The sequence below is a fragment of the Borrelia turcica IST7 genome (genome assembly GCF_003606285.1).
Lineage (GTDB): Bacteria > Spirochaetota > Spirochaetia > Borreliales > Borreliaceae > Borrelia > Borrelia turcica.
Genome location: NZ_CP028884.1, coordinates 884,940 through 898,222 on the forward strand (window position 1 = coordinate 884,940; position 13,283 = coordinate 898,222).

A 13,283-nucleotide genomic window follows, 5' to 3' on the forward strand; every position below is an offset into this window, starting at 1 on the left:
ATTAATTTATGTTTAATATTATTAAAAATGATAATAGTTCTAATGCACGGCTTGGAGTGCTTGAACTTCCTCATGGGAGGGTAAATACCCCGTGTTTTATGCCTGTTGGAACTTTGGGTGCAATGAAAGCTTTAAAGCATGATGTGCTTGAGAAATTGGGATGTAATTTAATGCTTGCAAACACTTATCATCTTTATTTAAGACCCGGAATTGAGACAATCAAAAAATATGGAAGTTTACATAAGTTTACAACTTGGAATAAGAATTTTTTAACAGATTCTGGCGGATTTCAAGTTTTTTCTTTATCTAAGCTTCGAAAAATTGAGACTGAGGGAGTTCATTTTCAATCTCATATTGATGGCTCTAGGCATTATTTTACACCTGAGAGCGTATTTAGAATGCAAGAAACTTTTGAAAGTGATATTATTATGGCGCTTGATATTTGTAGTTCTTATGGCATTGATTACAATGAGGCAAATTTATATACAAATATTACTACCTTATGGGCGCGTCGTATATGTAGTGCTTATGAGAATAGAAAAGAAGGATATGATGGTCTTTTATTCTTAATAACACAGGGTAATTTTTTTAAAGATTTAAGAAAAAGGAGTACAGAAGGAATTTTAGAATTAAATAGTCCGGGTATTGCAATAGGTGGAATTTCTGTTGGAGAACCGAGGGATAAATATTTAGAAATTCTTGAATATAATTCTTCTTTAATACCTAAAGATAAGCCAAGGTATGTAATGGGAATTGGTACACCTCACTATATATTGGATGCAATATATTATGGTATTGATATTTTTGATTGTGTGAATCCTGCTAGAATTGCTAGACATGGATCACTTTTAACTGATAATGGAATATTGCGTATTAAGAGATCTGAATTTAGTAACGATGCCACTCCTGTTGAGAAAAATTGTATCTGTACTTTATGTACAAGATATTCAAGAGGATATTTAAGGCATTTAATAAAATCGGAAGAAACTCTGGGAATAATGTTGGCCAGTGAACATAATATACATTATATGTTTAGGCTTATTGAAAAGGCTAGAGATGCAATTATGAATGATGATTTTACAAATTTTAGGAAACTTTATTTAAAAAAATATGATGAAGGTAATTTTCATGAATAAAGATATTGCCTCAACAATTGTTGTTATGATTTCGGTTTTTTTATCAAGAATAATGGGTTTTGTTAAAATAAAAGTATTTTCTTACTACTTTGGAGCAAATATTGAAGCAGATATTTTTAATTATGTTTTCAATATTCCAAATAATTTGAGAAAGATTATTTCAGAAGGTGCAATGACTTCGGCTTTTATGCCCGAATTTACTCATGAGAGAAATAAGTCTAATAAACATGCTATTTCTTTTTTTAGGAGTGTTGCTACTTTTAATATCATAAGCATTAGTTTTATTATTTTCATTATGATTATTTTTTCGAGGCAGATTATATATTTTGTGTCTTCCTATAGGAATGGTGATTTAGAGCTATCTAGTTATATGTTTAATTACTTAATACTCTATATATTGCTTATAAGTTTGGCGTCAATATTTGCGTCAGTTCTAAATTCATATAAAGTGTTCTTTATTCCATCCATCTCGCCTGTTATGTTTTCCCTTAGTATTATATTGAGTATATTTTTGTTTTATGAACAATATGGAATATATAGTGCTGTTATTGGAGTGCTTGTTGGTGGTATCTTTCAATTTTTAGTGCAATTAATAAATTGTATTTTTATTGGATTTACATATGTACCAGTGTTTAGCTTTAATGATTCTGCATTTTTAAGATTTTTAAAGAGATGGTCGCATATGATTTTATCGGCCTTACTTTCTATAGCTACTCAGCAAATTTCATTTGCATTAGCATCAACACTAGAGGTAGGGAGTGTTTCTGTTTTGAGTAATGCAATTGTTTATTATCAACTTCCTGTTGGTATTTTTTATGTTTCTATTTCTACAGTTATTTTCCCTAAAATGACAGAATATGCTTCTTTGGGAAATAGAAAGAAGTTAAATGATATTTTAAATCAGGGAATAGAGATTTTGATTTTGCTTTTAGTTCCAATATCATTTTTGATGTATATATGGGCTGGTCCTATTTTAAATTTGTTGCTTACAGGAGGTAAATTTTCCATGTATGACACACAGAGGACAGTTAGTGTATTGCAATATTTTTTAGTTGGATTAACATTTTCTTCCATTTTTGGATTTTTTCAGAAATATTATTTTTCTATTCGTGATTCAAAAACACCTCTTTATTTTAATCTTCTTTTTTCTGTTATTGATATCGCTATATCAGTTTTTGGTATTAGTCTTTTTAAGGTAGACATTTTGCCTATTGCACAATCAATTTCTTTTATCCTTTGTGTGCTTGTTTTTTATTTTGTTGGGGTAAAGAGTGGCATGAAGCTTGAAATTGCTAGGTCTTCTGTAGCTTTTGTGAAGGCGTGTTTATCTCTTATTCCTTTGTATTTAGTTTATATGGCTTTTAAAAATTTTAAGTGGGATATGGGATTTAGTTTTCATAATTTTTATCTACTAAGTTTAGCAGGCACTATTAGTATTGTTATTTTAGTGGTGTGTTATTATTTGCTTGGGATTAATAAGTTTTTTAAATTTGTTAATAGGGAGATTGTATGAAGTATTTAGTATTTATGCTTTTGTTTTTCATTGTGTTTGATATTTTTGCTGTTAAAGCTCCAGTGTTGCCAACAGAGCCTTTAGCTCCTAATCCGCCTGATTTTGATGCTATAGATACAGAAAATAATTTTGATAATAATTCTACTAGAGTTTCTAATACTAAAGATATTAACTTAGATGTTAATCAAGTAAGTAATGCTATTTCTTATGGGCTTGATACTCAAGTGATTGAAATTGTCAAGAGTCTTAAGAGGTCTGGAGATAGTGAATATAATTCTTTACTTGAGAAGAGATTGCAGAAGACTTTTAATATTGAACTTAAGGCAGCAATACTTGATTTGTTTTTATCTCTTAAATACAGAGGTGGCGTTGATGCTGCTAATTATATTCTTGATAATTATGAGAGTAAGAGATATCCTAATAATTTAATTAATGGAGCAATTTTATATCTTAAAGAACTTGGGAACAAGGATGATTTAAAGAAAGTTCTTATTGATATTCTTGAGAATAAAGAAGGGAATATTGTGGCTACAGCTGCTTATTATCTTGGTGAGATTTCTGCTATTGAATATGCAAAGAATATGATGGATATTTATGATAAATATTCTGGTAATGATGGAGCTAGAGCTGCAATACTTATTGCTCTTGGCAAATCTAATGCTTTTGAATATGAGAATAAGATTTATGAGATTTCTATGGATACTTATGAAAATGCAACAATTAAAGCTTCTGCAATAAAAGCATTATCATATCTTGTACCTGAAAAAATAACAGAGAATGCCGAGTTGTATCTTCAAAATAATAATAATAATTCTAATATTAAGATTGCCATTATTGAGGCACTTTCAAGAGATATATCTTTGAAATCAAAAGAAGTTTTACAAGATTTTTTGAGAGATTCTGATGAAACACTTAGAGTTAGAGCCGTTAATGCTATTAAGGGACATGGTGATATTTCTGCAAGAGAGGCTTTAGTCTATAAGATTAAGAGTGATCCTTCTTTTAAGGTTAGAGAAGCGTCTGGTAAGGCTTTAGTGGATATGGGGTCTGGTTATGAAGAGATAAGAAGTATAATACTAGATCCTACTATTGAAAATAATTTTAAACTTACTATGTTTAATTACCTTTTAGATAAAAATGTAGGATCTGCATTCTTGGTTGCATTAGAACTTTTGAAAAAGGAAAACATTAATAAACCTTCAAAGATTTTAACAGATGTTGCTGTGCTTCTTGCAGCTAAAAAGGGTAATTTTGATGATTTTTATTCTAAGATTATTAATAGCAAAAATGTTGATTTAAGGAATCTTGCAATTAAGGGAGCTGTTTATAATAGGTCTTCTGCACTCGCAAGTAGGCTTAAAGAGATAAAGAGGACAACAACTTCAGAGTATTTAAAAAAGCTCTTAAAAAATTATTAATATAAGATTTTTAAAATCTCTACTGCTATTTCTTTTTTTGACATTTCAGGAAGGTTTTGAATGTTATTTTTGCTGTCTATTATATAAATTTTGTTTAAGTTTGAGCCGAAATATTTTAAGTCATTTGCAATAATATAGTCTAAATTTTTTGTTTTAAGTTTTTCTTTAGCTTTATCTACTAGAGTTTCAGATTCTTGAGCACAAAAGCCAATAATAATTTGGTTTTTAACTTTATTTTTGCCTATATATTTTATGATATCTGGATTTTTTATGAGCTTAATATTAAAGTTTTCTAATTCGTTTTTTTTAATTTTGTTTTCATAAATTTTTTCAGGTCTAAAATCGGCAACAGCAGCAGCTCCAATAATTACATTAAAATCTTTATATATTTTTGTTGCTTGTTCATACATTTCTGTTGCTGCCTTTACTCTCATAACATTTATTCCATCAGGTGTTCTTTCATTGCTAGGCCCTGTAATTATTGTTACATCAGCACCGAGATTTTTTGCTTCAATTCCCAGCTTAAATCCCATTTGTCCTGTTGATTTATTTGAAAAGTAACGAATTGGATCTAATGCTTCTTCGGTTCTAGAAGCGGTTATTAATATTTTTTTGTGCTTTAATGGTAAATTTGCTTCTAGTTCGTTTAATATTATTTTTAAAATGTCATTTTCATTCTTAAGCCGTCCAATGGCATTTAAAGAGCAAGCTAGATATCCTTCATCAGGTTCAATGAATTTATAATTATATTTTTTTAATTTTTGAATATTTTCTTTTAAAATGGGGTTTTCATACATTATGTTATTCATTGCTACTGCAAAATAAGTGGGAGCGGTACTTGCAGATATTATTGTGCTTAAAGCATCATCGGCAATACCTGCTGCAATTTTGGAAATAATATTGTAAGTAGCGGGTATAATTAATATTAAATCTGCCCATCTTGCTAGATTGATATGTTCTACTTCATCATGAGTTGTATTCCATAAGTTACAAACTACGCTGTTTTTCGAAACAGTTTCTAGTGTTAGTGGAGTAATGAATTTAGTTGCATTTTCTGTCATTATGACTTTAACATCATGTCCCATCTTTACTAGACTTGAGATGATATAAGCTGATTTATAGGCTGCAATGCCACCACATACTCCTATTAGTATGTTTTTATTTTTATTCATGCTGACTTCATACATATATTATATAATTGTATCTAATATTTTAAAGAGGATTTTTATGTGAGAAATAAAGTATTTTTTTCAAATTTAATATATTTATTTCTATTTCTTTGGTGGATTTTGTCATCTTATTTTTCTGCCTTTTCTATTATGGTATTTAATATCCCTCTTTGGTTTTTTTTATCATGTATCTTATTTCCTATTTTAAGTTTGTTATTTGTTTGTATTTTTGTGTATTTTTTTAAAGGATGACTAAAGGTTTTTTTTTACTTTTTATCTTTTTAATTCTGTATTGTGTTTTTGGTATTTATTCTAAAAGAAAAAAAGAAGGAATTTTATTCCTACGTAATTATTTTCTTGCCAATCAAGGTATAAATTTTTTTGTAATGGCACTAGTTATTGCATCTAGCTATATTAGTGCTAGTAGTTTTATTTCAGGGCCTTCAGCTGTTTATAAGTATGGAATGTCTTTTATCTTTTTAGCAGTTATTCAAATTCCTACAAGTATAATTGCATTTATTATTGTTGGAGAGAGATTGAATGCAGAAGCTAAGAAAATTAATGCAATAAATATTATTGACTATATTAAGTATAGGTATGTTAGTAACTCTTTAGCACTTGTTAGTAGTTTTGTAATAATTTTCTTCTCTTTATTCTTAATCTCAGCTCAACTTATGGGAGGAGCTAAGCTTTTAGAGGTTTTTTTAAAAGTTGATTATCTTGATTCTCTTATTTTTTTCTCTTCATTTGTTTTTTTATATATTTGTCTAGGAGGATTTAAGATGGTAGCGTATATGGACTTAGTTCAAGGAATGTTAATGATTGTAGCATCCGTGATTTTATTTTTAAGATTAGTTGATTTGGGAGGTGGGATTGATAATATCTTTAAGGAGGCAAACTTGAATCTTGATAGTAATTTACTCTTACCATCAAATTCAGATTTAAAAATTGAATATATAATTTCTTTTTGGATATTGATAGGAGTTGGAACATTAGGGCTTCCACAATTTGTTAACAATTTTATAGCATTCAAAGATAAGAGAGATATTAGATTGTCTCTTCCCATTGCTACTTTTGTAATAGGATTTTTAGTTGTTATTATGCATTTAATAGGATTTTTCTCTCTTGTTATTTTTCCTAATTTTGAACCAAATGATAAAGTGGTTGTAAGCATAGCCTTAAAAGTATTAAGCCCTGGAGTCTTTCTTTTGTTTTTTATAGGGATTTTATCGGCAATAATGTCTACAATAGATTCAGGATTTCTTTTAGTGACATCAATTTGGGTAAAGGCAATATTGGCGTTAAACAAAAATATTGGGCATAAGGTTGGGGTTAATGTAATTACTATTATTTCTAATGTTTGTTTTATCTTAATAATAGTGTTATTTTCTTTAAATCCACCTGATTTTTTGCTTTTTGTAAATATTTTTGCAATTGGAGCTTTGGAAGTTGCATTTTTTTCTATTATTATTTTTGGACTCTATTTTAAATTTGTAAGCAAAGTCTCAGCTTTTGTTTCTCAGTTTTTAGGACTTTTAAGTTATTTAATCATAATTTTTTACGAAATTGATATTTATTCTTGTCATCCTGTTGTTCCTTCACTTTTTATCTCTGTATTTTCATTTTTGATAGTTAATGGTGCTTTTAGACAATATAGTAAAATTTAATAGTATGGCATCTTTAAATGTAGGGAAGTATAACATCATTAATGTTCTTAAAAATGATGATGGAAAGAGATTAGATTCAGTATTAATAAAGTTTTTAAAATTTCCTAAATCTAAGATAATGAAACATATTAGAAATGGAGATATTCTTTTAAATAAAGGAAAGGTTCTTTTTTCTCATAGAGTTGTTCATGGTGATGAAATTTATATATATAAACCTTTGATGCAAATAAGTATGAATTTAGGAATGAATGAAATCGAAGAAGATGCGATAACAAGAGGGGTGAGGGAAAGGATAGTATATGAGGATGAGGATTTACTTGTAATTAATAAGCAGAGAGGAATTTTGGTCCATGGGGATAATTCACTTGATACTTTGGTTAATTTTTATCTTTTAAATGAAAATCTTAAATCTCTTAGTTTTAAACCCTCAGCTGTGCATAGGCTTGATAGAAATACTTCAGGACTTGTTATTTTTGCGAAAAATATAGATTCTGCAAGGATTTTAAGCAGGGCGTTTAGTAGTGGTGTTGTTACTAAAAAGTATATAGCTTTACTAGACGGCGAGATTAGAACATCTGTGACTTATAGAAATTTTTTGTATAGAGATAAAATTGCAAGGAAAACTTTGGTACTTGAGAATTCGGATAAAGTTAATGCTATAACTCATGTTAAGCCAATTTTAATTTCTAAATTTTCTACTCTTGCTGAAATTTCAATAGAAACTGGGTTTACACATCAGATAAGGGCACAGTGCGCTTTTAATAGGCATGCTTTAGTTAATGATAAGAAATATCATTCTAAGTATAGAAAAGCTAATTACTTTTTACATTCTTTTTTGGTAAAATTTAGAGAGTCATTATTTTTTAAAAATGAATTTTTTGTTGAACCTAGTTCAGATTTTTTACAACAGATAAATAATATTTTTGGTGTATATGAGTTTAAAGAGTTTATTTAATAAATACATGTTTAATAATATTTTAAATACTATTAAACATGTCTCAGTTGCTATTAAGCATAGATTTGTGAAGATCAAGGTTTATGCTTTAGTGGGTGCAGCTGGCACTGGAAAAAGTTTTAGATCTCACTTAATAGCAGATAAATATGCTATTCCTTTAATAATTGATGATGGTGTTTTAATAAAGAATATGAAGATTATTGCGGGTAGTTCTGCTAAATTTGAGGATAATGTGTTTGATGCAATAAGACGTTCTGTTTTTGAGAATGATATTCATAGGAATGAAATTGTTGAGGCTCTTCGTAAGGAAGATTTCAGCAAAATATTGATATTAGGAACAAGTCTTCGAATGATAGATAAAATAATAACTAGACTTTTTTTGCCTAATCCTTTTAAGATTATTTATATAACAGATATTTCTACTAGTCAGGAAATGGAAAAGGCTAGAATTTCAAGGCAAATGGGGGAACATGTTGTTCCAGCAGCAGCTTTTGAGATAACATCTGTGAAACCAAATCTATTATTAGATTCAATTCGAGTTTTTTTTAAAAGTAAATGGTTTTTTTCTAAGAAGAAAAATTATATTCGTTCTGTTGTAAAACCTCATTTTCATGGAGAAGGGGTTTTGTCTGTTTCTAAGAGTGCCGTACGGCAAATTATTGAGCATTGTGTATCTGAATATAATAAAGATTATATTGTTTATGATTTGAAGATTAAGAAAAACAAAGGGAGTTATTCTTTTAAGCTTTTCTTAGATATTCCGCTTGGGAATAATTTACTTGATAATGCAGAAATGCTTAGGAATTATATTATTGCTAATGTACTAAAATATACTGTAATTAATATGTCTACTATCGATATTATTATACATAAATTTTATGACAATAAAGGTGATTTGGAAGAAAAAAAGCATGAAGCTTGATTTGGATAATTTAAGTAGATTTTTTTTAGTGGGAATTAAAGGATCTGGGCTTTGTTCTCTTGCTTGCTTTTTAAAGTCTAAAGGGTGTCTAGTGGAAGGAGTTGATATTCCTTTTAAATTTTATACGGATGAGCTACTTGATAATAATAATATAACTTATTATGAAAATATTTATGAGTTTTCATTAAAGAAACATGATAAATTGTATGACATATTAATATATTCACCAGCCTACGATAAGGATCAATTGGGTGTTTTACAGGAGGCTTGTGAGCTTCAAATTCCTGTTTTATCTTATCCTGAGTTTCTTGGCGAGATATCAAAAAAGTATTATAGTATTGGAGTTGCAGGATCTCATGGAAAGACCACTACAGCGACATTCTTAGGCATATTGTTTAATGAATTAGGTCTTAATCCTAATGTAATACTTGGTGCAAGCGTTAAAGATTTTGGAGATAAATCTAGTCTTGTTGGTAAGAGTAATATATTTATTGCAGAGACTTGTGAATATAGAAATCATTTTTTACATTTTTATCCGGATATTATTGTTTTAACTAATATTGATTACGAGCATGTTGATTTTTTTGCAAATTATGAAGCAGTTGAAACTGTTTTCTTAAGGTATATTAATAATTTAAAGCATAATGGAATATTAATTATAAATTCTGATGAGGTTAATTTGGTTAAACTTAAAGATAAGATTACAAGAAAAGATATTAGAATTTTTAGTTTTGGTATTAATTCTTTATCTGATTTTAGGGTTGAAAATGTTGAGATAATAGATAATCTTTTAAGATTTGATTTTTTAGGAATTTCTGATATTAGGTTAAGAACTCCCTTGTCTCATAATGTTTTAAATTTTGCATCTGCCCTTTTGGCTTTAAAGTTAACTTTAGAGGAAACGGGTAAATTAATTTCTAGCTTTGGCGATAAAATAAAGAGAATAGCTAGGGAATATAAGGGAATAAAAAGAAGGATAGAATTTATTAGAGAAAAAAATGGAGTGATATATCTTGATGATTATGCACATCATCCAAAGGAGATTGAAAATACACTTTTAGGAATTAAGAGTTTTTATAAGGGTAGGCGTATTATTTTGGATTTTATGCCACATACATTTACAAGAACAAAAATTCTTTTTAGTGATTTTGTTAAAGCTTTAAGTGGTGTTGATGTATTAATTTTACATAATATATATCTCTCGGCTAGAGAAGATTTTGATCCCGATGAACTTTCTAGGAAATTATTTTTGGATCTTCAGGATTTAAATTCAAATGTTTATTTTTTTAAAGAGGTAGTTGATTCTGTTGAATTCATAAAGGGTTTGTTAAAGAAAGATGATTTGTTTATTACGATGGGGGCTGGCAATAATTTTATTTTACATGATTTTTTATAAAGGTAGTTTTTGATGAAAAGCATGACTGGATTTTTTCATTTGGAAAAAATTGTTGAAAATTATATGTTTAGTGTTAATTTAAAATCTTATAATGGTAAATTTTTAGAGTTTAAATTTAGATTGCCTGAGACTTTATATGCGTATGAGTATGAGATAAGGAATCTTATTGCAGGCTATGTTAGTAGGGGTAATGTTTTCTTAACTGTGGGATACAAAGAAATAGTTCCAACTATTGATTTTACTTTAAACCCTAACTATATTGAGGCTATGATTCGTCTTAGGGATAGCTTGTTACATAGTAATTTAAAGATTAAGGATGAAGTAAGTCTTGGTGATTTTTTATCTTTAAAGGGAGCTTTAATTGTTGATGAGGGTGTTGAAAATCAAGGAATGATTTATAGTTCTTTTAAGAGTGTATTGGAAGAAGTTTTACTTAATTATGACAAGAGTAGAATCTTTGAAGGAGAGCATACAAAACAAGATATCATTTCAACTCTTGTTTTAATACAGGATGATTTGGATTTTTTAAAAAAATCTCAGAGTAACATCAATGATAGACTTTTCTTAAGTTTAAAGGAAAATTTATTAAAGTTAGTGAATGATTTTAGTGATGTTAATATTGCAGAAGAAGCTGCTAAAATGTCAATTCGACTAGATATTAATGAGGAAATAGTGAGGCTATATTCACACATAGATAATTTTTATAAAAACCTTGAAAGTGAGATATGTGGCAAAGTTTTGGAATTTATTGCTCAAGAAATGCATAGAGAAATTACAACAATGAGCAATAAAGTAATTGATCTTGATATTAGAAATTTAGTTTTAAATATGAAATTAAATTTGGAGAAAATAAAAGAGCAGGTAAGGAATATTGAATGAGGATAGCTGTTTCTAGTAAGAGCGGTTGTGGGAATACAACTATTAGTGGGATGCTGGCAAAGCATTATGGTTTAAAACTTATTAATTATACTTTTCATGATATAGCTAGAGAAAAACAAATACCTTTTGATTTATTTTATAAGAATGAAATCATTGGTAGAAATGATTATTATTGGGATGAATATCTTGATAATAAGTTATTGGAATTTTCCAAAGAGGATAATACAGTTCTTGCCTCCAGGCTTGCAATTTGGCTTTCAAAGAATGCTGATTTAAAAATATATCTTTATGCTAAAATAGAAGTTAGAGCAGAGAGAATCATCAATAGAGAAGGTGGGATGTATTCTGATATTTTAAGTACTACTTTTAATAGGGATTCTAATGATTCAAAGAGATATTTGTCTGCATATAATATAGATGTTGACAATTATGTAGATGTAGCTGACTTGATAGTTGATACAACGGATAGGACAGCAAATAGAGTTTTTGAGCTGATAAAAGATGAAATAGAGAAGAGAAATTTAATTTAAGTTAAATGAATGGAATAGGAGGTTTTAAGGGATGAGGATACCTTTGAAAAAAATACAAGATTTTGATGGTAATTATTATGAGCTTGTTACGGCGGTCATAATGCGTACAGAGCAAATTATTGATGAAATTTCTTTAGCAGAACATGCTATTTCTGATGAAAAGGTAGTGGGACAAGCTTTTAATGATATTTTAACCGGTAAATTTACATATTCAATTGAAGAGAGATAGAATTGTTTTTATATTTGGCCCTACGGCTGTAGGTAAAAGTGACATTTTATTCAATTTTCCTCAGAATGTAGCTGAAGTGATTAATGTTGACTCTATTCAAGTGTACAAGGAGTTTGATATTGCTTCTTGTAAGCCTAGCATGCAGTTAAGAGCTCATATAAAGCATCATTTAGTAGATTTTTTAGAACCAACTAATGAGTATACTCTTGGAATTTTTTATAAAAGGGCATTAAAAATAATAGAAAATTTAAAAGAGCAATTTAAACTTCCTATATTTGTAGGTGGATCTGCTTTTTATTTTAAACATTTATACTATGGGCTACCTAGTACCCCAATCATTTCTTCTGAAGTAAGACTTTATGTAGAAAATCTTTTAAAGATTAATGGAAAAGATTTTTTATTAGAGAAACTTAAAAGTGTGGATTTTGAAAGATATGAAACAATAAGTAAAAATGATATTTATAGAATTAAAAGATCTCTTGAAGTTTACTATCAAACAGGTATTCCAATTAGTCAATTTTTGGAAAAGGGGCAGAGGCTTGAAAATGTTTTGCTTATTGGATTGAAAAGGCCCATTGAGGAGATTAAGTCTAGGATAACAGATAGAGTTAAAAATATGATTAATTGTGGGTTACTTGAAGAAATTAAAAGATTAATGGGAAAGGGATATAATGAGACAACTCCGGCTTTCAAGGGAATAGGTTATCGTGAATTTTTATTATGGAAAAGTAGACCTTATTACATGTTAGATGATATAATAAATTTAATAAATAAGAATTCATTTTTATATGTAAAAAGACAAATGACTTTTTTTAATAAGATTCCTAATGTTTTATGGTTTCATCCGGAAGATGATTTAGAGAGCATTTTGAGTTTAATTTTTGATTAATAAGGAGATGTGAGGCGTGCCTTGTGGAAGAAAAAGAAAACTAAAGAAAATATCTACTCATAAAAGAAAGAAAAAAAGAAGAAAGAATAGACACAAAAAAAAGAATAAATAATATTAAAATGTTAGTTAGTAATGAGTTTATCTAGCTAGCATTTTAAATTAGCTTGTTTTATTCAATTATTATATTATCTATTATGTTTATATCTTTACTAAAGATGTAGCCTCTTTTCCCTTTATAATTTACTAGTATCCAATTTCCTTTAAGTCCGTATTTTTCTGTTGTTTGCATTATTTTTTCAATCTTTACTATTTCATCTTTTTTAATTATCGTTAAGTAATCGTAATTGGTATTGTTTTTTTTAATTTCATTATTTAGAAGAGCATAATCTTTTATTACTATTCCTACTTTTTTTGAAAAGCCTAAAATACTACTTTTTGGTAAATTGAAATTTTCTGTTAAAGAAATTTCTAGTCTTTTACTACATGACAAAAGTAATATGTAGATTAAGTAAAATAATGGTCTTTTCATAATTTCTTGTATAACTTACTTGATATACAGTTATATATAATATAATATTTT

14 protein-coding genes are annotated in these 13,283 nt (G+C 28.2%); 12 read left to right on the forward strand and 2 right to left on the reverse strand.

Translation table 11 applies throughout. From position 1 onward, the window contains the following. Window positions 1-8 precede the first annotated feature (8 nt). Genes tgt through DB313_RS04255 form a run of 3 tightly spaced genes read left to right on the forward strand, consistent with a single transcriptional unit; the run spans window position 9 to window position 4,067 of the window. Window positions 9-1,136: a tRNA guanosine(34) transglycosylase Tgt gene (gene tgt / locus DB313_RS04245; protein WP_120104575.1), complete on the forward strand. Its 1,128-nt coding sequence runs from the start codon at window positions 9-11 to the stop codon at window positions 1,134-1,136. Beyond that, the gene (murJ, locus tag DB313_RS04250; protein WP_120104576.1) at window positions 1,129-2,649 is read left to right on the forward strand and encodes a murein biosynthesis integral membrane protein MurJ; all 1,521 of its coding nucleotides are present in this window, start codon (window positions 1,129-1,131) and stop codon (window positions 2,647-2,649) included. The genes tgt and murJ overlap by 8 nt, the downstream gene beginning before the upstream one ends. After that, on the forward strand, window positions 2,646-4,067 hold the full coding sequence (locus DB313_RS04255; protein WP_120104577.1) for a HEAT repeat domain-containing protein: 1,422 nt from the start codon (window positions 2,646-2,648) through the stop codon (window positions 4,065-4,067). The genes murJ and DB313_RS04255 overlap by 4 nt, the downstream gene beginning before the upstream one ends. On the opposite strand, the gene coaBC is transcribed toward DB313_RS04255, so the two are convergent. Beyond that, window positions 4,064-5,239 carry a bifunctional phosphopantothenoylcysteine decarboxylase/phosphopantothenate--cysteine ligase CoaBC gene (gene coaBC / locus DB313_RS04260; RefSeq protein ID WP_120104578.1) on the reverse strand — a complete coding sequence of 392 codons (1,176 nt, stop codon included), beginning with the start codon at window positions 5,237-5,239 and terminating at the stop codon, window positions 4,064-4,066. The two genes, DB313_RS04255 and coaBC, sit on opposite strands and share 4 nt — an antisense overlap. 57 nt (window positions 5,240-5,296) lie before the next feature. Between coaBC and DB313_RS04265 the strand changes: the two genes are divergently transcribed. From DB313_RS04265 to miaA, 9 genes are read left to right on the forward strand one after another with little or no spacing between them, the layout of a single operon-like run. Continuing rightward, window positions 5,297-5,488 carry a DUF997 family protein gene (locus DB313_RS04265; RefSeq protein WP_120104579.1) on the forward strand — a complete coding sequence of 64 codons (192 nt, stop codon included), beginning with the start codon at window positions 5,297-5,299 and terminating at the stop codon, window positions 5,486-5,488. Next, entirely contained in the window at window positions 5,485-6,903 is a 1,419-nt protein-coding gene (panF, locus tag DB313_RS04270) for a sodium/pantothenate symporter (protein ID WP_120104580.1), read from the forward strand. Before DB313_RS04265 ends, panF begins: the two co-directional genes overlap by 4 nt. A gap of 4 nt (window positions 6,904-6,907) precedes the next feature. Then, entirely contained in the window at window positions 6,908-7,858 is a 951-nt protein-coding gene (locus DB313_RS04275) for a pseudouridine synthase family protein (protein ID WP_120104686.1), read from the forward strand. Window positions 7,859-7,865: 7 nt separating this feature from the next. After that, window positions 7,866-8,780 (forward strand): hypothetical protein, encoded by a 915-nt coding sequence (locus DB313_RS04280; protein WP_420808995.1) that lies wholly within the window; start codon window positions 7,866-7,868, stop codon window positions 8,778-8,780. Beyond that, window positions 8,770-10,176 (forward strand): UDP-N-acetylmuramate--L-alanine ligase, encoded by a 1,407-nt coding sequence (gene murC, locus DB313_RS04285; RefSeq protein WP_120104582.1) that lies wholly within the window; start codon window positions 8,770-8,772, stop codon window positions 10,174-10,176. The genes DB313_RS04280 and murC overlap by 11 nt, the downstream gene beginning before the upstream one ends. Before the next feature lie 12 nt (window positions 10,177-10,188). Continuing rightward, complete coding sequence (locus DB313_RS04290) at window positions 10,189-11,055, forward strand: YicC/YloC family endoribonuclease (protein WP_120104583.1); 867 nt, start codon at window positions 10,189-10,191, stop codon at window positions 11,053-11,055. Continuing rightward, complete coding sequence (cmk, locus tag DB313_RS04295; RefSeq protein WP_120104584.1) at window positions 11,052-11,585, forward strand: (d)CMP kinase; 534 nt, start codon at window positions 11,052-11,054, stop codon at window positions 11,583-11,585. Before DB313_RS04290 ends, cmk begins: the two co-directional genes overlap by 4 nt. 31 nt (window positions 11,586-11,616) lie before the next feature. Next, a complete protein-coding gene (locus tag DB313_RS04300; protein WP_120104585.1) occupies window positions 11,617-11,814 on the forward strand; it encodes a DNA-directed RNA polymerase subunit omega in 198 nt (65 codons plus the stop codon). Then, entirely contained in the window at window positions 11,801-12,703 is a 903-nt protein-coding gene (miaA, locus tag DB313_RS04305) for a tRNA (adenosine(37)-N6)-dimethylallyltransferase MiaA (protein WP_120104586.1), read from the forward strand. Before DB313_RS04300 ends, miaA begins: the two co-directional genes overlap by 14 nt. Before the next feature lie 169 nt (window positions 12,704-12,872). On the opposite strand, the gene DB313_RS04310 is transcribed toward miaA, so the two are convergent. Continuing rightward, window positions 12,873-13,232 (reverse strand): hypothetical protein, encoded by a 360-nt coding sequence (locus tag DB313_RS04310; protein ID WP_120104587.1) that lies wholly within the window; start codon window positions 13,230-13,232, stop codon window positions 12,873-12,875. Window positions 13,233-13,283: the final 51 nt, after the last annotated feature.